This window comes from Microbacterium hibisci (assembly GCF_015278255.1).
GTDB classification, from domain to species: Bacteria; Actinomycetota; Actinomycetes; order Actinomycetales; family Microbacteriaceae; genus Microbacterium; species Microbacterium hibisci.
The window spans coordinates 132,178-150,949 of sequence record NZ_JADIJC010000003.1; the positions used below are offsets into that span (position 1 = coordinate 132,178).

An 18,772-nucleotide genomic window follows, 5' to 3' on the forward strand; every position below is an offset into this window, starting at 1 on the left:
ACGACAGGGACCACGGACATGGACATCCTCACCAGCACGACGGAGTCCTCGCTGAGGGATCGCGCCCGTCTGTACGACGCCGCGCTCATCCGCGCGGCGGCGACGCTCAGGCTCGCCGACCTCATCGACGACGAAGGCTCGTCGCTCGACGACATCGTGCGCGACCTCGGGTCCGACCGGAGTGCGACCCGCGCCCTGCTGTTCGCGCTGGTCGAGGTCGGAATGCTCGCCACGACCGGAGAGCGGCGGTTCGTCCTGACCGAGGCCGGCAGCGTGCTGCGATCGGACCACCCGCACAGCATCCGCTACGCCCTGGATCGTCACGGCGTGTTCGCGCGGTCCGACATCGCCCTGCTGTTCCTCGACCACACGATCCTGACCGGGGCGCCCGGCTTCGACGCGCTCGGCGGGCGCACCTTCTGGGAGGACTGCAGCGACGACGACGCGCTCGAGATGCAGCCCCCGCAGAACGGCGCTCTCGCGATGGACGGCGACGTGATCGTCTCGCAGTATCCGTGGCACCGCGCGACCCAGGTCCTCGACGTCGGCGGCAACGTCGGCGCCCTCGCGCACGCGCTCGTCGCCGCGCATCCGCATCTGACGGTGGGAGTGCTCGACCTTCCGGGTATCGCCGCGGCGACGGCGGACCGGTTCGCGTCCTCACCGCACCGCGATCGCCTGCACGTGGTCGCCGGCTCGTTCTTCGACCCCCTTCCGCCCGCTGAGGTCTACGTGCTCTCCGCGATCCTCGGCGACTGGGACGACGACGGCGCCCGGCGGATCCTCGCCTCGATCGCCCGTAGCATGGCGCCGCACTCGCGCCTGCTCATCGCCGACGCGCACGTCCCGCTGTCGGGTCCGCGGGAAGAGCTCTACCTCCGCTGCATGATGCCCTCTCCGTCCCGCTCGATCGACGAGATCATCGCGCTCGCCGCCGACGCGGGCCTGTCGCTGACGTGGCGAGGGATCGGCACGTCGGTGCGGAGCCTCCTGGAGTTCCAGACGATGCGCGAGGGAGCGGCGTTGTGAAGGTCTCGCTGCTCGTCCCGTTCTCGGCGCAGCGGCCCGGGCAGATCCTGCCGTGGGCCGCGTTGGCCCAGTGGACGGGGGCGAGCCTCTGGCAGGGAACCGGCGGCGCGACCGACCCCTTGCAGACGCTGACGTTCGCCGCCGGCTCGGGCTTCGCCGTCCCGGGTGGCATCGGCGTCGCGCTTATGCCGAACCAGCATCCCTTCGATCTCGCGGTGCGAGCCGTGACGACCGCCCTTGCCACAGGACACCCGCTGACGATCGGCGTCGGGCCCGCCGCACGCGTCGCGCAGGCCGCGTTCGGAGCGCCGTACGGCAGCGTCCTGACTGCGGCCGACGAGTACCTCACGATCCTCACGGCGCTGCTCGAGAAGGGAACGGTCGAGTTCGCCGGGGACTACTGGACGGCGCACGCCGCACTGCCGCAGACTCCCCGCCCCCGCGTCGACGCCGGTCTCGGCGTGCTGCGACCGGGGATGGCGCGGGTGGCAGGACTCCACGGCGCCCGCCCGATCACCTGGCTGACGCCTGCGTCCTACCTCCGTGACACGATCATCCCCCGCGTGCGCGGCGGCGCGGCAGAAGCGGACCGCCCGTGCCCGCCGATCGTCGCGATCGTCCCCGCTGCACGTCGCAGCGGGGAGCGCGATGTTCGGGAACTGGTCGCGCGGGGCAACGCCAACCACATCTCCCGACCGCACTATCGCGACATGCTCCGCCAGGCGGGGATCGATCTCGAGGGCGGGATCGCCGTCGAGGAGCAGGCGCAGCGCATCGCCGACGGCGGCGCCTTCCTGTTCGGAGACGACGACGAGCTGCGCGCCGGGGTGCGCGCGTACGCCGAGGCCGGCGTCGACGAGCTCGTCGTCAACACCGCCGGTGTCCTCTACACCGAGGGTCCCCACGCCGCCCTCGCCGAGGCCGAGGCGCTGCTGGAGCTGCTGTCGTGACCGAGGTCCCGGACCGCGACGTGGTCTCGCCGCCCATCAACTTCGCCCGGCTGCTCCTGGTCGTCACGGGCTCGTCGGCAGCCACCTCGGTCCCACAGCTGCTCGACTGGGTTCGCACCGACTATCCGACGCTGCGGGTGAAGGTGATCGTGACGCGGAGCGCGTTGGGGTTCGTCGGACGTGTCGCTCTCGAGTCGCGCCTGGGAGACGACTTCTACATCGACGCGTGGCAGTCCGAGCGGGCCCCGCAGCACACCGAGCTCGCCCACTGGAGCGACGTCATCATCGTGTACCCCGCGACGCTCGACTACTTCATGCGATTCTCGGCGGGGATCGCCGACACGCCGTCCCTCGTCATCGCGGCGGCGCGGCACGGGGTCGTCGCCCTAGCGCCGTCACTGCCTCCCGGCGCGCTGGCATCCGACGAGGTGCACGAGGCGTGGGCCCGGCTCGCGGCGCGCGATTCTGTCGTGCTCGTGCCGCCAATCCTCGGCGAGCGGCTGTGGCACGGCGCGAAGGATCGCTGGGTCGCGGCATCCCTGTCGGATGCCTTCGCTCTCGTCTCCCGTCGACGTGACCAGCTCGACCCGCCCGTCCCAGACGATGACGACGACGGGGAGGATGTGCGATGACGACGCTGGCGACCTACGGGACGAGACTCCTCGAGACGACGGTGCACGCCGCTTCCGACGGCGGCTACTGGTGGCGCCGGCGCCTGGGGTCACGGGCCACCGACGCCTTCGCGACGTGCGCGCTCCCGTCCGTTGCCGCCGCGTCGCCCCACAGCGGCCGCGTCGTGACGGGTCGCGGGGACGCGACGGAGAGGTGGTACGCGACGACCGGCCGTTCCTCCCTCGCCTCAGAGGTCCTCGGCGGAGGTGCGCCGAGCCCCCGCGCGCTGCAGGGACTGTCCTGCTTCGGGGCCGCTCTTCGCGCGTTGCACGACATCGACGCCGCCGAGCTCGCGCTACCCGTGCGACCGCGGCCGGCGAGCAGGATGCTCCGCTGGTTCGACGGCAGGGCGACGACGCCTCTCGGCGCTCGATTCCACCTCAACGCCGTGCACGAGCTGGGACGCGCCGCGCTGGAGCGGCTGCAGGCGCGCCTCGAGGACCTGCCGAGCATCAGCACGGCCGTCGCGCTGCACGGCGCGCCGGGCCTCGGCGCCGTCGTCCTCTCGGACGACGGCGGGGTGGAGCTGCTCGCCGGAGAAGACGTCGCACTCGGGCCCTCGAGCCACGACGTCAACTGGGTCGTCGGAGAGCTCACGGAGCTGTCGTGGGCCTCCGGCGCGCCGGGCGCCTGGCAGGAGGCGATCGATGCCTTCCTCGAGGCATACGGCGGCGATGGCGAGGTCGATCGCGAGCTCATCGCGTTGCGCGTCCTCACGCACGCCCACGACTTCGTGAGCTACGTCGACTGGCAGGAGGAGATGCAGAGCGAGTATCTGCGATTCGTCGGTCATCTTCTCGGGAGGGCACGGTGAGGCTCGAGACCCGCGCCGATGTCCGCGTCCTCGACAACGGGGTGACCGTGCGGATCGAGCGCGGATGGCCGACGGCGCGGGCAGGTGTCGCGTGGCACTTCCCCGCAGGCTTCGTGGACGACCCGGCGGACGCACCGGGGCTCGCGCATCTCGTCGAGCATCTGCTCTTCCAGGCGAGCAGCCATGACGGACGCGCGGATGTCGGGGCGCACGCCGTGTACTCCGCGGGCTATGCCAACGGCACGACGCACGCGGAGTACACCGACTTCTACCGGGCCACTGCGCCCGACGACCTCGTCGAGACCGTCCGGATCGATGCGCGCCGGTTCCGCCGGCTGCGTGTGACGGAGGAGGACGTGCAGGCGCAGCGGGCAGCCGTCGGGCGTGAGACCGCCGCGATGCAGGACCGCGCATTCGGCCGGTTCCCGTGGCCCGCACTGCACGAGCAGCTCGTCGCAGACACCGCCATGACGCGCAACGGGTTCGGCGACGAGGCGTCGCTGTCGGGGATCACGGCGGCGGACTGCGTCGACTTCTTCGAGACGAAGTATGCGACGACGCGCGCGCAGGTCACCGTCGTCGCGGCGGACGTGTCGGCGGCGGACGAGGACGACATCCTGCGGGAGATGGCCCGGCTGCCGATCCGCCGCCCCGCGCGACGGCGCCCGTCGCCCAGCGATCCGTGGGTGCACGGACGCGAGCAGGTGACCATCGTCGATCCGCACGTGACGGCGCGCCACCGCTTCGCCGCCGTCGGACTCCCCCGGCGCCTCGACGAGCGCATCGCGTGCCTCGTGCTGGCGGATGCCGTCGCGCAGGCTTCCGGAGCAGAGGCGGGCCGCGGTGCCTTCGGGCTGCTGGACACGACGCGTGCCGACCTGGCCATCATCACCGCCCGGGCGGGGATGCCGGCGACCACCATGGCCCGCGACCGGATGCGGGCGCGCTGGGAGGACGCGCTTGCGAACGGGCCGGACGAACGAGATTGGAACCGGGCGCGCCTGCGTCTGTGGTCGGATCTCGCGGCGGAGTCCGCCGACCTGACGTCGCGGGCGAGGCTCCTGGGGCGACTGGGGCTGCAGCATCCCGACGTCCCACTGGATCATCTGGCCGAACGTATCCGGACGTGTGTGCCGATGCGCCATCGCACGGCCATCTGGGCCGACGTCGACGTCGTGCCGCAGCCGGCCGATCCCCCTGGAGAGAGCGAGGAAGAATCATGAGCAGCACCGCATCAGTCGTGGACACGCCGGTCCGCGAAGCATCCCCGGCGACGGGCGTGAGGACCATCTGGTCCGCCGACCGCCGATCCCCGATGATCGAGTTCGAGATCGGGATCTCTGCCGCGGGAACGGTGGCGCCCGACGGCCGCACCCTCGCCGCCCTCACTGTCGGGCAGCAACGCTGGCACGCTCTCCAGCGCGAAGCCGCCGAGAACGGCGGCGGCGCGACCGTCGCGCACCGCGGGGAATGGATGCAGCTGTCGGGTCGTCTGCTGCCCTTCTCGGATGTCTGGATCGACGAGGTCTCGGCCGTCGTCGCGTCGCTCGGCGACACCCTGGCCACGTCCGCCGGCGCGCTGGCAGGCCTTCCGATCGCCGCAGCGATGGACGCCGCCTGGGAGGCCGCGGTCGACTCGTCGTCGTGGACCGGAGCCGCGTACGTCGTGCTGGTGGGAGCGGAGGTGGAAGAGCCCGCCCGCCGCGTGGGCGCGGCGCTCACGGCGTTCCAGCGGCGCGTGGGCCTCGACGCCCCGCGATCGCTGCGACCGCCTCAGACGGGGCCCGCCCCGGGCGCGGCCGGGATCGTCTGGCTCGCGGGACCAGAGCCGGCGTCGGCGGGGTCCGAGGCCGAGCGATTCCTCGCGACCGCGCTGCTGACCTCCATCCCCACCTCGCACCTGCTCCGCCGCCTCGAGGACGGCGGCGCGCCGTTCGACGACTTCACGATCGGTCGCGACGTCTATGGCGGCGCACCGCGCGTCTTCGCGGCCGCCCGTGTGCCGTCCGGCGACGTCGAGCAGTTCGCGACGTGGTTCGACGGCGCGCTCGCGGGCGCGGGGCGATGGGAGCCGGATGCCGAGCGCGGCCGTGCTCTGGTCAACCTGTGTCGCGCCAACATCTCGGCGGCGTTCGAGTCGCCGCGAGCACTGTGCGACGGACTTGCGGAATCCGCGCGACGCGGCATGCCGGCCACGTGGCTCGACGACATGTCACGGGGGATCGGACACGTCGACCTGGCGAAGGCGACGGCGAGCGCGGATGCCCTGTGCGGGGCCATCGGCGCGGTGCGGGCGACGGCGTGACGACGGCGCCCGCCTCGGAGGAGGGATCGCCGTGCGGATCCTGCTGACCGGTCCGCCGCTGCACGGGCACATGACGCCGCTCGTCGCGGTCGGCTCCGCGCTGCGTGTCGCGGGTCACGACGTCCACGTGCTGTGCACATCGGAGTTCGTGGCGTCCGCCGAGGAACGTGGTCTCACCGCACATCTCTATCGGGCCGCGTGGTCGGCCGACGAGTTCTCGGTTCCGCGCGTGGATGTCGCCTCCCGTCGGGCGCACACGGTGTTCGACGCGTACCAGAAGAGCGCGGCGTCGCACTTCTCCGACCTTGTGGCGCGGATCCTGCCGGGCGTCGTCGTGGCCGACACCGTCGCGTCGTACGTGCGCGACCGCGCCGGCTCGGCGCAGACGGCCTGGCTCTCCCCCACCGCCGTCTCGCACGAGGTCGTCGCGACGCCGGTCGTCGCAGGGCGGCGACAGCCGGTTCTCGTCGCCCTCGCCCCCTTCCTCCAGGCCCACGCGGCGCAGCTGCCCGCCCACGTCCACCTCATCGGGACGGAGCCCCCACGCGGCCCGGAACCCGCGGCGTCGCGTTCTCGGCTTCTGGTGAGCGCCGGCACCAGCTTCAACGACGACCTGACGCTCTTCGTGGACGCGGCGACAGCAGTCGACGGCACCGATCTCCACGCCGTCATCGCGACCGGATCGCGCGAGGCGAGCACCCGGCTCGAGCGCAGACTGCCGCGCGCCGACGTCCGCGCGTGGGTGGACCAGGCCACGGAGCTCTCGCGCGCCGCGGTGTTCGTGACCGCGGGAGGTGCGGGCAGCATCCAGCAGGCGGTGCTCCTGGGCACGCCGCTCATCGTCGTCGCGCAGAGCCATGAGCAGCGCGGGTACGGGGCGGCGATCGAGGCAGCCGGCGTCGGGGTCGTGCTCGACCCGGCAAGGGTCACGCCTGACGTGCTCACGAGGCGGATCCAACGGCTGCGCTCCTCGCGCCGTGTGCGGGAGGCGCTGCGGGCACGCGCTGCCGAGATCCGCGCGCTCGACTTCGCCGGGTGCGCCGTCCGCGTCGTCGAGGAGGCGGCCGCATGACGTTCCCCAGCGGTTCTCCGCGAGTCCGCGACCTCGTCCTCGTCTTCGACGTCGCGACTCCCACGCCCGATGAGGATTCGGGATCCCAGCGCGCCGAGGCCATCCTGCGCGTCCTCGGGGAGCGATTCGAGGTGGCGTTCCTCCCGGTGTCGACGCGCTACCGGCCGGAGATGCTCGCCCGGCTCGCCATGCTCGGGGTTCACGCGCCCGCCGAGCGGGAGGAGCAGGTGCGCTTCGTCACCGAGAACGCACGACGCGTGCGATGGGCGCTGATCGCACGACCGGAGGCGTTCGCGTACTGGTACCCGCTGCTGGCCGTCATGGGAGTGTCGGCGCCGGTCGTCTACGATTCGGTCGACGCGCACCATGTGCGCCTCGGCCGTGAGGCAGAGCATCGGAAGTCCACCGGCGACCCGCGCTGGTTCGCGTCCGCCGCGGAGGCCGAGGCGGCACGGGGTCTCGAGGGCCTCATCCTCGATCATGCGGACGTCGTCCTGACGGTCTGCGACACCGACGCCGACGCCTTTCGCCGGCTCCGACCCGCGACGACCTGCCTCACCGTGTCGAACGCATACGACGCCTTCGAGCGCGAACGCGCTGACGTGCCCCGCAGCTCCGTCGTCTTCGTCGGGCCGAGTGCGCACCGGCCGAATGCGGACGCCGTCGCGTGGATCGAATCCGACATCGCCCCCCGCGTCGCGCGGAGGCTGCCTGAGGTGGAGATCCTGGTGGTCGGTCGAGGCTGGGAGCCGGAGGGGGCGAGCGTCCCCACCAACGTGACGCGCCTGGGATGGGTCGAGGATCTGTCGCCGGTCTACGACCGCTCGTTCGCCGCGATCGCACCGCTCCGATACGGTGCGGGCGTCAAGGGCAAGGTCGCCGAAGCGATCGCGCACGCCGTTCCCGTGGTCGGCACGGCGTGCGCGACGGAGGGGATGGGGCTCCGCAGCGGCGTGGACGTCCTCACCGCGACGTCGACGGACGACTTCGTCGACGCGCTCGCACGTCTGCGCACCGACGAGCGCCTCGCCGGCCGGATCACGGGTTCGGCGTCGGAGTCGCTTCGGCGACGAATGGGCATGGACGTGCTGCGCGCGGCGCTGGACGACCTCGACTTTCGGCTGACGGCGTCCTCCTGATGTCCGATTGCCCCGCCGCGACGGGGTTCATACGCTCAGGACATGGACGCAGCGGAAGGATGAACGGTGCTGCGATATCAGAAAGCGACCAAGACGTTCGGCAACGGACGCGGGATCCGTGACGTCGACTTCAGTGTCGACCGCGACGAGATCGTCGGCTTCGTCGGCCGCAACGGGGCCGGCAAGACGACCTCCATGCGCGTGGCCATGTCGCTGCTGGAGCTCGACGACGGCGTCGTGACGTGGTCCGACGCCGCCATCACGCCCGAGACGGTACGGCGCTTCGGCTACATGCCCGAGGAGCGCGGGCTCTACCCGCGGATGCGCGTCGACGAGCAGCTCCGCTACTTCGCCGAGCTGCGCGGCCTGCGGGGGAACGTCGCCGCCGAGCGCGTGCGCACGTGGTCCGAACGACTCAGGTTTGCCGACAAGCTGAGCGATCGCCTTCAGACGCTGTCGCTGGGCAACCAGCAGCGCGTGCAGCTGGCAGCGGCGTTCCTCGGCGATCCAGAGCTCCTCGTGCTGGATGAGCCGTTCTCCGGGCTGGATCCGGTCGCCGTCACGGGCCTGGCCGACGTGCTGCGGGAGTTCCGCCGGGCGGGGGCCGCGATCGTGGTCTCGTCTCACCAGCTCGGAGTCCTCGAGCAGCTCTGCGATCGCGTCGTCGTCATCTCGGAGGGGACGATCGTGGCAGACGCTCCGCTCACGTCGCTGCTCGCGGGAGCGCCCGACGAGTTCCGCATCAGCTTCCGTGCCGGGACGCCGCCGTGGCGGCATCCGCTCATCCGTCACGAGGAGTCCGGCGTGTACACCGTCCGGGTGGACGATGCCTCGCAGCTCGGCGAGGTGCTCGCCGCCGCGAACGCGCACGGCGAACTCCAGGAGGTCACCCGTCGCCTGCGGTCGCTGGCCGACGTCCTGCACTCGAGCGAGGTCCGCGCATGAACGCCTGGGTCACCGTCTTCCGCCGGGAGTACCGGCTTCGCGCGCTCTCCCCCGTCAACTGGATCATCATGCTGGCGGTCGCGGCCGTGGCGTTCCTCGGCGTCATGACCGCGCCGCAGCTCTCGGAGGGCTTCGGGACCGGCGCCGCGTCGTGGGCCGTCTCGGAGGATTCGTCGGCGAGCGACGTCGCGCAGCAGCTCGGGCTTCCGTCCGAGTCCGACGCGGATGAAGACGCCGAGATCCTTCGCATCGACCGAGCGGGCGGCGAGCTCGTCGTCGTGGCGACGGTGCAGCCCCCGGGGGAGCTGCTCGCCGCGATCGACGCCGCGCAGGCCCGCCTGGATCTGGCGTCGGTCGCGCAGGAGGCCGGCCTGGAGGCATCCGCGACGCCCATCCGCCTCGAGGTCTCAGCGACGAACGGGGGCGACGACCTGGAGCGCTTCCTCATCATGGTGATCGTCCTGGCCGTGGTGTTCGGCTTCGTCATGCTCAGCGCGACGAGCCTTGCGACGGGACTGGTGGAGGAGCGCTCGACGAACGTCATCGAGATCATGGCGCCCTATGTTCCCGCCCGCGAGCTCCTCCTCGGCAAGATCGCCGCGATCGGCGCGTTCACGCTCACGCAGGCGACATTCATCGCCGCGTCTGCCGCGACCGCCGCGATCGTGGCGGAGACGCCACTGGATGTCGAGGGCCAGGACATCGGATTCCTCCTCAGCGCCCTGGTGTGGATGGTCATCGCGTACCTGTCGTTCGCCTCCCTCTTCGCCGTCGCGGCATCGCTGGTCTCGAGCCAGGAGGACGCCGGCGCCCTGCTGAACCCGCTGGGCATGGCGATGTTCGTGCCGCTGTTCGTCGCGTCGTTCGTGGTTCCGGACGATCCGTCCTCGGTCTTCGCGGTCATCATGAGCTTCGTGCCGTTCTTCGCGCCGTTCGTCATGATCGTGCGTCAGAGCTACGGCGCCGCCGACGCACTCGAGGTCGTGCTGAGCATGGGGGTCAGCGTCGCGGCGGCGCTGCTCCTGGTGTCCTTCGCAGCGCGCGTGTTCCGCCGGACGCTCCTGCGCCGCGGACAGCGGCTCAAGCTGAGGGAAGTGCTCGCCTGACGCGCACGGCGCGCCGACAACCGAGGAGGAATCATGAGTGAATCGATCGCCGAGGAGATTCTCGTGCTGACGACGGACGACCGCGGGCGGCTCGAGCGGTCGGACGGCCGGGAGGCGCTCGTCGGAGGTGCCGTGCTGGCCGAGCTCGCGCTGGGCGGATCCATCGTGCTCGACACGGCCGACGACGCCACCGCGCCCGTCCGGACGACGAGCACCCCCGCGGACGACCGGCTCGCCGCGGCGGCCGCGGCCGCCGACGGAGCCGAGCTCACGCCCGAGCTCGTCGCGAGGATCGGCCGGAAGGCGTACGACACCGAGGTGGAGCGGCTCGTCGACTCGGGTGTGGTCGTGCGCGAGGAGTCGCGCCTCCTGGGCCTCGTGCCGCGGACTCGCGTCGCGCTCTCCAGCGAGGCGGCGGGCGCCGCCGCCCGCGCCGCGCTCATCGAGGCGACCGCCGGCGACGGGGTCGACGCGCGGACCGCGACGATCATCGCGCTGCTGGACGGCGCCGGCGAGCTCGAGCGCGTCGTGGGCGGTCGCGCCGCGCCCGCGGCACGACGGCACGCCCTTCAGGAGGGGCAACCGGCTTCGCAGATCGCCGCCGTCCTGCATCGCATCTCGGCCGCCGTGGGTGCCGCCGCAGCGGCCGCGGTCGCCGCGGCCGGCGCCGCCGCCGCGGCCGCCGTCAGCTAGCCGGGAGGGGCTCCACCCCGGCGCGCGCGAAGGCGGCGGACGCGGCATCCGTCGACTCCTCGCGATCGGCCGCGACGAGCCCGAGGCGCGTACGACGGTCGACGAGGTCGGCCACGCTCAGCGCACCCTCCACCTCGACGCCCCACTGGAGCTCCTGCGCGGTGACGCCGCAGGCGGCCCCGGGCCCGTCGGGAAGCGACGCGACGAACGGGGCCTCCGCGCCGAACCGCCGCACGAGGCGGGGCGTCGCGGCCATCTCGCCCAGCCGGTGCCGCGGCCAGGCGCCGACGAGCGGTATGGCGCGCGTCGGCGACGGCCGCGATCGGAACGACGGGTCGCGCCGGATGACGGCGTCGACCGCGTCCTCGGCCATGCGCCGGTACGTGGTCAGCTTGCCTCCGACGACGCTGAGCACGCCGGTGGACGACTCGATGATCGCGTGTCGCCGCGACAGGTCGCTGGTGTCGCCGTCGTCATCGCCCGCGAGGAGAGGCCGCAGGCCGGCGTAGGTCGCCAGCACATCGGCCCGCGCGAGGGGCTCGGCGAGCACCGTGTTCACCGTGTGCAGGAGCATGTCGATCTCGGTCTCGGTCGCGTGCGCCACCTCGGGCACCGGACCGTCGGCGGGCACGTCCGTCAGGCCGATGTAGGTGCGGCCGTGCTGAGCGGGGAGGGTGAAGACGAAGCGGCTCGACGACCCGGGAATCGGGACCGTGAGCGAGACGTCCGACCCGCCCAGTCGTGCCGTCGACACCACCAGATGGGATCCGCGGCTCGGCCGCAGGCGCACGTCGGGGTCGAGCGCTCCCGCCCACACGCCCGCCGCGCTCACGACCGCACGGGCGCGCACGTGGAGGGTCTCGCCGGTGAGGACGTCGCGCAGGTGCGCGTCGCGACCGGTGACCGAGAGCGCCTCGACGCGGGTGAGGACGGATGCCCCATACCCCGCGGCCGTCCGCGCGACCGCCACCACGAGCCGGGCGTCGTCGATGAGCTGACCGTCCCAGCCCGTGACACCGCCGCGCAGGCCCTCGGTGCGCACGGCGGGTGCGAGCCGGAGGGTGGACGCCCGTCCGATCGCGCGCGGACCGGGCAGCAGCGCGCCGGGCGTCCCGACGGTGCGGCGCAGTCCGTCGCCGAGCTCGTAGCCGAGGCCGACGAACGCACCTCGCGCGACATGTCCGGGCTCGTGCAGCGGGACGACCTGTGCGAGCGCGCGCGTGAGATGCGGCGCGGTGCGGGTCAGGAGCAGGTGTCGCTCCACCGCGCTCTCGCGCGCGATGCCGACCTGGCCCGAGGCCAGGTAGCGCAGGCCGCCGTGCACGAGTTTGGAGCTGAAGCGGCTCGTGCCGTGCGCGAGGTCGTGCCGCTCCACCAGCACGGTCCGCAGGCCACGACTCGCGGCGTCCAGCGCGATCCCCGCCCCCGTGATGCCGCCGCCGATCACCAGCAGGTCGATCTCGCGCTCATCGCCGAGCGCCGCCAACTCGCCGGCGCGACGCGAGGCCGACAATGCCGACCGGCCCGGCGTCCGTCCCACGATGCGCGTCTGCACGACTTCATGATGCCGCACGGGACTCCGCATCGGCCGTGGCTGCGGCACCCGCGTCCCCTGCGGCGTGCCGGTCCTCCGGGTCGGGGAGCGCGCACACCCGGGTGCGATACTGGCCGGATGCCGACGACGCCCGAGCCGCCGCCCCTGCCCGCGGTGCCCGCCCCGGGCGCACCCGGCCCCTGGGATGCGTGGGATCCGCAGCCGCCGCGACTGCCCGCAGCGGCGAGAGCGATCGTCGCGGCCCTCATACCGGGCAAGCCCCACCCGATCCCGCGGCGCGAGAGGCCCACGCTGACGCCCTCGGTGCTCGCTGCCGCCGAGCTCGGGGCGCTGGCCGGTGTCGTCGGGCCGGACCACGCGACCCTCGACGACACCGTCCGCATGCGGCACCTGGGCGGCAAGAGCACGCCCGACCTGCTGCGCCGACGGCTGGACGATCCGCAGGCGGCTCCCGACGCGGTCGTCTCCCCCGCCGACCACGACGAGGTGGCGGCCGTCCTCCGGCTGTGCGACGAGCGGCGCATCGCCGTGGTGCCGTTCGGCGGCGGGACGTCGGTGGTCGGGGGCGTCGACCCCGAGCGTGGCGCGCAGCGCGCGGTGATCGCGCTCGATCTCTCCCGCACCGCGGCGCTGCTCGCGCTCGACGAGGTGTCGCTGCTCGCGACGTTCGGGGCCGGTACGACCGGCCCTGAGGCCGAGGAGCTGCTCCGCGCGCGCGGCTACACCCTCGGACACTTCCCGCAGAGCTTCGCGTACGCCTCCCTCGGCGGGTTCGCCGCGACCCGCTCGAGCGGGCAGGCCTCGCGTGGGTACGGTCGCTTCGACGACCTCGTGCACGCGCTCCGCGCCGCCACCCCGGCGGGCGAGCTCGACCTCGGCCGCTCGCCGGCCAGCGCCGCCGGTCCCGACCTCCGCCAGCTGCTCCTGGGCTCCGAGGGCGCCTTCGGCGTCCTGACGGAGGTCACCGTCCGTGTACGCCCCGTGCCGGCGGCCACGGCGTACCGCGCGTGGTCCTTCCCCGACTTCGCCGCGGGGGCCTCCGCGTTCCGCGAGGCGACGCAGCGCGGCATCCGTCCGACCGTCCTGCGGCTGAGCGACGAGACCGAGACGCGCGTGAACGCCGCGATGGGCGGGCACCTCACCCGGCTGCGCGGCAGCCTCGCCGTCGCCACCTTCGAAGGGGCGACGCTCGCGGAGGCCGATGCGACGCGCGACGCGCTCGACGCGGTCTTCGTCGCACACGGCGCGACCTCGCGCGGCGAGGATCCCGCACGGTCGTGGGAGCGCGGACGCTTCGCCTCGCCCGGGCTGCGCGACACCCTCATGGACATCGGCGTGCTGGCCGAGACGCTCGAGACCGCGACGACCTGGGCGAATCTGCCGGCGCTGAAAGCGGAGGTCACCGCGGCCCTGAACGACAGCCTCACGGCCGCCGGCACCAAGCCGATCGTGCTGTGCCATATCTCTCACGTGTATCCGGCCGGTGCGTCGCTCTACTTCACGGTGGTCGCCGCGCTGACCGACCGCCCGCAGGCGCCGTGGGTGGAGGCGAAGGATGCCGCATCCCGCGCGATCGTCCGCGCCGGCGGCACGATCACCCATCACCATGCCGTCGGGCGCGACCACCGCGCCTACCTGGAGGACGAGATCGGTCCGCTCGGGGTGGCAGTGCTGCGCGCGGTGAAGGACGTGCTCGATCCGCACGGGATCATGAACCCCGGCGCCCTGGTGTCCGCCGCACCCGCGGACCGCGCATGAGGGTCGCACTGCTCGCCAATCCGGCGGCGCGGTCCGGTGCGCACACCGGCGCAGCCGAGAAGGCCGCCGAGCTGCTGCGCGCGCACGGCGTCCAGACGACGATCCTGAGCGGTGGCAGCGCCGCGGAGTCGTCCGAGCTGCTTCGGACCGCGATCGGCGTCGGCGTCGACGCGGTGGCCGTGGCCGGCGGCGACGGGACGGTGGGCCTCGCCGTGCAGGAGCTCGCCGGCACCGGCATCCCGCTCGGGATCATCCCGTCGGGCACCGGCAACGACTTCGCCGCAACGCTCGGTCTGCGCGAGCTCGATATCGCGGCGGCCGCGACGGCGATCGCCGGCGGCGAGATCCGGCGCGTCGACCTCGCGCGCGTGACACGCGAGGACGGCTCGACCCGGTACTTCGGGTCGGTCCTCGCGAGCGGGTTCGACTCGAAGGTCAACGATCGCGCCAACGCCATGCGCTGGCCGCGCGGCGGCTCGCGCTACAACGTCGCGATCCTCGTCGAGTTCCTGACGCTCGCCGGCATCCCGTACGACGTCGAGTACGAACGCGCCGACGGCACACGCGAACGCATCTCGGGCGACCTCGTGATGGCGACGGTGGGCAACGGACGCACGTACGGCGGCGGCATCCCGATCGCCCCCGACGCCGACCCGGCGGACGGACTGCTCGATCTCGTGCTGGTCCGCCCGGCAGGGCGACTGCGGCTGCTGGGGCTGCTGCCGAAGGTGTACCGCGGCACCCACGCGACCGTGGAACAGGTGTCGATCACGCGCGTCCGTTCGGTGCGGCTCGAATCCCCCGGGGTCACTGCGTACGCCGACGGCGACCCCATCGGGGCTCTGCCGCTGACGGTCGACGTGGTGCCGGGTGCCCTCGAGGTCTTCACCCCCGCGCACCCGCGAGCCGATGATCGGTGGGGTGACGATGGCTGACGACGCCACGAGCGCCGCTGCGGCAGGCGCTGCGGTGCGAGAGGGCCTGGCCGCATCGAGGTCGGCCGGTCCGGCGATGATCGAATTCGCGCTGTCCGGTCTGAACGGCCTCGACGACATCAGGGACTGGCTCGTCGCCGACGGAAACGCGGTCTCGGCGCGTGCCGACATCCCGGCTGGTACATGATCCAGCGACGCACGAGCGGATTCCTGCCGCCGCAGATGCGCGGAGAGTGGCCGCCGACGTAGGCGGCCGTCCCGCAGCGCGGGTCAGCCGTGGACGGCCTGCGCCGCGCGTAGCTTCGCGAGCACCTGGTCGCGAAGCTCTTCGGGCGCGCTCTCCTTGCAGGCGCGCGCCAGCACCTCGGTCAGCGTGCGCGCGACGAGAGCCTCGTCGCGGCAGCCCGCGCAGTGCTCCAGGTGCTCCGCGATGTCTGTCTGCGAGGTCTTGCAGACCTCGTTGCGCAGGTACTCCTCCAGGTCGCGCCGGGCCTTCTCACAGCCGCAGTCGGTCATTTCGTGCTCCTCGTGGCGGCAGTGGCGATGCCGCGCTCTTTCGCGTAGTCGGCCAGCAGTTCACGCAGCATGCGCCTGCCACGGTGCAGACGGCTCATGACCGTGCCGATCGGGGTCTTCATGATGTCGGCGATCTCCTGGTAGGCGAAGCCCTCGACGTCGGCGAGGTACACCGCCAGCCGGAAGTCCTCCGGGATGGACTGCAGCGCGTCCTTGACGACCGACGCGGGCATGTGGTCGATCGCCTCGGCCTCCGCCGAGCGGGTGCTCGTCGCCGTGGTCGACTCGGCGCCGCCGAGCTGCCAGTCCTCGAGCTCGTCGATGGTGCCCTGGTAGGGCTCGCGCTGCTTCTTGCGATAGGTGTTGATGTAGGTGTTCGTCAGGATGCGGTAGAGCCACGCCTTGAGGTTCGTCCCCTGTGTGAAGGTCTTCCACGACGCGAACGCCTTGACGAAGGTCTCCTGCACGAGGTCGGCCGCGTCCGCCGGGTTGCGGGTCATGCGCATCGCGGCGGCGTACAGCTGGTCCATGAAGGGCAGCGCCTGCTCTTCGAACTGCGCACGCGGGTCCTGCGCCTGCTCCGTCGGGGCAGCCTGGTCGGTCGAATCGCTCATCACGCGCCAGTCTACGGCGGCCGCTTCCAGGCCGCCGGGGCCGGAAGCGACGGACGCGCTGTCCAGGGACGCCTCGAGGTCGAGGCGATCGAGAGTGGCGAACATCCGGCTCCGCTCGGTGGGTGGCTCCCGGTTGCTGTCCACCGGGTTCAGTAGGGTAGAACCCGATGACAGCCGACGGGTATTCCCCCACTTCCGCGCCGATCGACGGCGGTCACTGGCACGCGCCGGTCGCCGCCGGGCCGCTGCACGCCACGGTGACAGTGCCCGGCTCGAAATCCCTCACCAATCGCGAGCTCATCCTCGCCGCGCTGGCCGACGGCCCGAGCCGCCTGATCGCCCCGCTGCACTCGGACGATTCCACCCGCATGATCGAGGCGCTGCGCTCTCTGGGCGTCGGCATCGAGCTGGTCGAGGGCAACGGGCTGTACGGCGACGACATCGAGGTCACGCCGGTCTGGCCGCTCCACGGCGACTCCGAGGTGAACTGCGGGCAGGCGGGCACCGTCATGCGCTTCGTCGCCGGGCTCGGCGGCTTCGCCCGCGGCGATGTCACCCTCACCGCTCACGAGAGCGCGCTGCATCGCCCGATGGGCGCGATGATCACGGCGTTGCGCGACGTCGGCGTCGACATCGACGACGGCGGTCACTGGGCCCTCCCCTTCATCCTCCGCGGCCACGGCCACGTGCGCGGCGGCGAGGTCACCATCGACGCGAGCGCCTCGAGCCAGTTCGTGTCGGGCCTGCTGCTCGCGGCCCCGCGATTCGACGTCGGCCTGCAGCTGCGCCACTCGGGCGCGCGGCTGCCCAGCATCCCCCACATCGACATGACGGTCGAGGCGCTCGCGCACCGCGGCGTCCACGTGGAGCGCCCCGCCGTGGGCGAGTGGATCGTCCCCGCGGGTCCGATCCGGGGCAAGGATGTCGCGATCGAGCCCGACCTCTCCAACGCCGCGCCGTTCCTCGCGGCGGCGATGATCGCGGGCGGCTCGGTGTCGGTCACGGGATGGCCGGCGCACTCGACGCAGCCGGGCGCCATGCTCACCGAAATCCTGTCGCTCATGGGCGCGCGCGTCGTGCGGCGCGGCGGAGCGCTCACCGTGACCGCCGGAGCCGGCATCCAAGGCGTCGACCTCGACCTGTCGGCCGCCGGCGAGCTCACGCCGACGATCTTCGCCCTCGCCGCGTTCGCCGAGTCGCCGTCCACCCTGCACGGCATCGGGCACATCCGCGGTCACGAGACCGATCGCATCGCGGCGCTCGTCGCCGAGCTGCGTGGACTCGGCGGCGAGGCGGAGGAGCTCCCGGACGGCATCCGGATCGTCCCGCGTCCGCTGCGCGGCGGCACCTGGCGGGCCTACCACGACCACCGCATGGCGACGACGGGCGCCCTGATCGGCCTGTCTGTGCCGGGCGTCGAGGTCGACGACATCGGCACCACGGCCAAGACGATGCCCGAGTTCCCGCAGATCTGGCAGCGGATGCTCGACGGCGACAGCGCCGACGGAGACGTGACCGAGGAGACGATGCGCGCGTCGTGAGACGCCGCGTGCAGGCTCGGCCGAGCGATCGGGATGACAGGGTGAACCGACGCGGAGCGACCGCATGAGCTGGCTCGACGACCTCGACGACGACGAGCCGGAGTTCGACGAGGCCGACGTGCGGGTGCGGCCCAACCCCAAAGCCAACCGCCCACGCACCAAGCGCCGGCCCGCGCACAGCGACGCCGAGATCGCCCGCGTGCTGGGGGTCGACCGGGGCCGGTACACCGTCCTCGTCGACGAGGACCTGCCGAGCGAGCGCACGGTGCTCGCCGCCCGCGCGCGCGAGCTGCGCAAGACCCCGATCGTGACCGGCGACAGGGCGCGTGTCGTCGGCGACACCTCTGCAGACGAAGGCACCCTCGCCCGGATCGTGGGCATCGAGGAGCGCACCTCGCTGCTGCGCCGCAGCGCCGACGACACCGACCAGGTCGAGCGCGTCATCGTCGCCAACGCCGACCAGATGCTGGTCGTGGTCGCCGCGGCCGACCCCGAGCCCCGTCCCCGTCTCGTCGACCGGTACCTCGTCGCGGCGCTGGATGCCGGCATCCGTCCCCTCCTCGTCGTGACGAAGACCGACCTCGCCGACCCGGCGGTGTTCCTCGCGCACTTCGACGGTCTCGACCTCGAGGTGTTCACGAGCGGGCGCGAGGAGATGCCCCTCGAGCGGATCGGCGCGGCGCTCGTGGGGCACTCGACGGTGTTCGTCGGCCACTCCGGCGTCGGCAAGTCCACGCTCGTCAACGCACTGGTGCCCGAGGCGCGGCGCGCGACGGGCCACGTCAACGTCGTCACCGGCCGCGGCCGCCACACCTCCAGCTCGACGGTGTCGCTGCGCTACCGCGGCGAGACCGGCAACGGCTGGGTGATCGACACGCCCGGCGTGCGCTCGTTCGGGCTCGGCCACGTCGACCAGGCGAACATCCTGCGCGCCTTCACGGATCTCGACGAGATCGCGCAGGAGTGTCCGCGCGGCTGCACCCACCTGCCCGATGCGCCGGACTGCGCGATCGTCGAGGCGGTCGAGGACGGACGGCTCGGTCCCGGCGGCGCCGCCCGCCTGGACTCGCTTCAGCGGCTGCTCGAGACGTTCGCGAAGAGGGCGCAGGAGCCGGGCGCATAGTCGTG

At 72.7% G+C, this 18,772-nt stretch carries 19 protein-coding genes; 16 read left to right on the forward strand and 3 right to left on the reverse strand.

Going from position 1 to position 18,772, the window contains the following annotated elements; all coding sequences use genetic code 11:
- Positions 1-18: 18 nt before the first annotated feature.
- From IM770_RS07495 to IM770_RS07545, 11 genes are all read left to right on the forward strand, one after another.
- The gene (locus IM770_RS07495; RefSeq protein ID WP_203580517.1) at positions 19-1,029 is read left to right on the forward strand and encodes a methyltransferase; all 1,011 of its coding nucleotides are present in this window, start codon (positions 19-21) and stop codon (positions 1,027-1,029) included.
- On the forward strand, positions 1,026-1,979 hold the full coding sequence (locus IM770_RS07500; RefSeq protein ID WP_203580518.1) for an LLM class flavin-dependent oxidoreductase: 954 nt from the start codon (positions 1,026-1,028) through the stop codon (positions 1,977-1,979). Before IM770_RS07495 ends, IM770_RS07500 begins: the two co-directional genes overlap by 4 nt.
- Positions 1,976-2,611, forward strand: a complete 636-nt coding sequence (locus tag IM770_RS07505; protein ID WP_203580519.1) for a flavoprotein — start codon at positions 1,976-1,978, stop codon at positions 2,609-2,611. Before IM770_RS07500 ends, IM770_RS07505 begins: the two co-directional genes overlap by 4 nt.
- Complete coding sequence (locus IM770_RS07510) at positions 2,608-3,465, forward strand: aminoglycoside phosphotransferase/kinase family protein (RefSeq protein ID WP_203580520.1); 858 nt, start codon at positions 2,608-2,610, stop codon at positions 3,463-3,465. The genes IM770_RS07505 and IM770_RS07510 overlap by 4 nt, the downstream gene beginning before the upstream one ends.
- On the forward strand, positions 3,462-4,688 hold the full coding sequence (locus IM770_RS07515; protein WP_203580521.1) for a M16 family metallopeptidase: 1,227 nt from the start codon (positions 3,462-3,464) through the stop codon (positions 4,686-4,688). Before IM770_RS07510 ends, IM770_RS07515 begins: the two co-directional genes overlap by 4 nt.
- Positions 4,685-5,770, forward strand: a complete 1,086-nt coding sequence (locus IM770_RS07520) for a hypothetical protein (RefSeq protein ID WP_203580522.1) — start codon at positions 4,685-4,687, stop codon at positions 5,768-5,770. The genes IM770_RS07515 and IM770_RS07520 overlap by 4 nt, the downstream gene beginning before the upstream one ends.
- A gap of 31 nt (positions 5,771-5,801) precedes the next feature.
- Positions 5,802-6,842, forward strand: coding sequence for a glycosyltransferase (locus IM770_RS07525; RefSeq protein ID WP_203580523.1), 1,041 nt, complete (start codon positions 5,802-5,804; stop codon positions 6,840-6,842).
- Positions 6,839-7,981, forward strand: a complete 1,143-nt coding sequence (locus IM770_RS07530; RefSeq protein ID WP_203580524.1) for a glycosyltransferase — start codon at positions 6,839-6,841, stop codon at positions 7,979-7,981. The genes IM770_RS07525 and IM770_RS07530 overlap by 4 nt, the downstream gene beginning before the upstream one ends.
- 66 nt (positions 7,982-8,047) lie before the next feature.
- A complete protein-coding gene (locus IM770_RS07535) occupies positions 8,048-8,926 on the forward strand; it encodes an ABC transporter ATP-binding protein (protein ID WP_203580525.1) in 879 nt (292 codons plus the stop codon).
- The gene (locus tag IM770_RS07540; protein WP_203580526.1) at positions 8,923-10,032 is read left to right on the forward strand and encodes an ABC transporter permease; all 1,110 of its coding nucleotides are present in this window, start codon (positions 8,923-8,925) and stop codon (positions 10,030-10,032) included. The genes IM770_RS07535 and IM770_RS07540 overlap by 4 nt, the downstream gene beginning before the upstream one ends.
- A gap of 33 nt (positions 10,033-10,065) precedes the next feature.
- Entirely contained in the window at positions 10,066-10,725 is a 660-nt protein-coding gene (locus IM770_RS07545; RefSeq protein WP_203580527.1) for a GOLPH3/VPS74 family protein, read from the forward strand.
- On the opposite strand, the gene IM770_RS07550 is transcribed toward IM770_RS07545, so the two are convergent.
- The gene (locus IM770_RS07550) at positions 10,718-12,280 is read right to left on the reverse strand and encodes a glycerol-3-phosphate dehydrogenase/oxidase (protein ID WP_203580528.1); all 1,563 of its coding nucleotides are present in this window, start codon (positions 12,278-12,280) and stop codon (positions 10,718-10,720) included. The two genes, IM770_RS07545 and IM770_RS07550, sit on opposite strands and share 8 nt — an antisense overlap.
- A gap of 117 nt (positions 12,281-12,397) precedes the next feature.
- Between IM770_RS07550 and IM770_RS07555 the strand changes: the two genes are divergently transcribed.
- From IM770_RS07555 to IM770_RS07565, 3 genes are read left to right on the forward strand one after another with little or no spacing between them, the layout of a single operon-like run.
- Positions 12,398-14,038, forward strand: coding sequence for an FAD-binding oxidoreductase (locus IM770_RS07555; RefSeq protein WP_203580529.1), 1,641 nt, complete (start codon positions 12,398-12,400; stop codon positions 14,036-14,038).
- Positions 14,035-14,973 (forward strand): diacylglycerol kinase, encoded by a 939-nt coding sequence (locus IM770_RS07560; protein ID WP_203580530.1) that lies wholly within the window; start codon positions 14,035-14,037, stop codon positions 14,971-14,973. The genes IM770_RS07555 and IM770_RS07560 overlap by 4 nt, the downstream gene beginning before the upstream one ends.
- Entirely contained in the window at positions 14,960-15,160 is a 201-nt protein-coding gene (locus tag IM770_RS07565) for a hypothetical protein (protein ID WP_203580531.1), read from the forward strand. Before IM770_RS07560 ends, IM770_RS07565 begins: the two co-directional genes overlap by 14 nt.
- 83 nt (positions 15,161-15,243) lie before the next feature.
- On the opposite strand, the gene IM770_RS07570 is transcribed toward IM770_RS07565, so the two are convergent.
- The gene (locus tag IM770_RS07570; RefSeq protein WP_203580532.1) at positions 15,244-15,489 is read right to left on the reverse strand and encodes a zf-HC2 domain-containing protein; all 246 of its coding nucleotides are present in this window, start codon (positions 15,487-15,489) and stop codon (positions 15,244-15,246) included.
- Entirely contained in the window at positions 15,486-16,103 is a 618-nt protein-coding gene (locus tag IM770_RS07575; RefSeq protein WP_203580533.1) for a sigma-70 family RNA polymerase sigma factor, read from the reverse strand. The genes IM770_RS07570 and IM770_RS07575 overlap by 4 nt, the downstream gene beginning before the upstream one ends.
- Positions 16,104-16,270: 167 nt before the next feature.
- Here IM770_RS07575 and aroA point away from each other — a divergent pair, with 167 nt between their 5' ends.
- Both aroA and rsgA read left to right on the forward strand, forming a co-directional pair.
- Positions 16,271-17,644 (forward strand): 3-phosphoshikimate 1-carboxyvinyltransferase, encoded by a 1,374-nt coding sequence (gene aroA, locus IM770_RS07580; RefSeq protein WP_203580534.1) that lies wholly within the window; start codon positions 16,271-16,273, stop codon positions 17,642-17,644.
- 64 nt (positions 17,645-17,708) lie between these two features.
- Entirely contained in the window at positions 17,709-18,767 is a 1,059-nt protein-coding gene (gene rsgA, locus IM770_RS07585; RefSeq protein WP_203580535.1) for a ribosome small subunit-dependent GTPase A, read from the forward strand.
- The last annotated feature ends 5 nt before the right edge of the window (positions 18,768-18,772 follow it).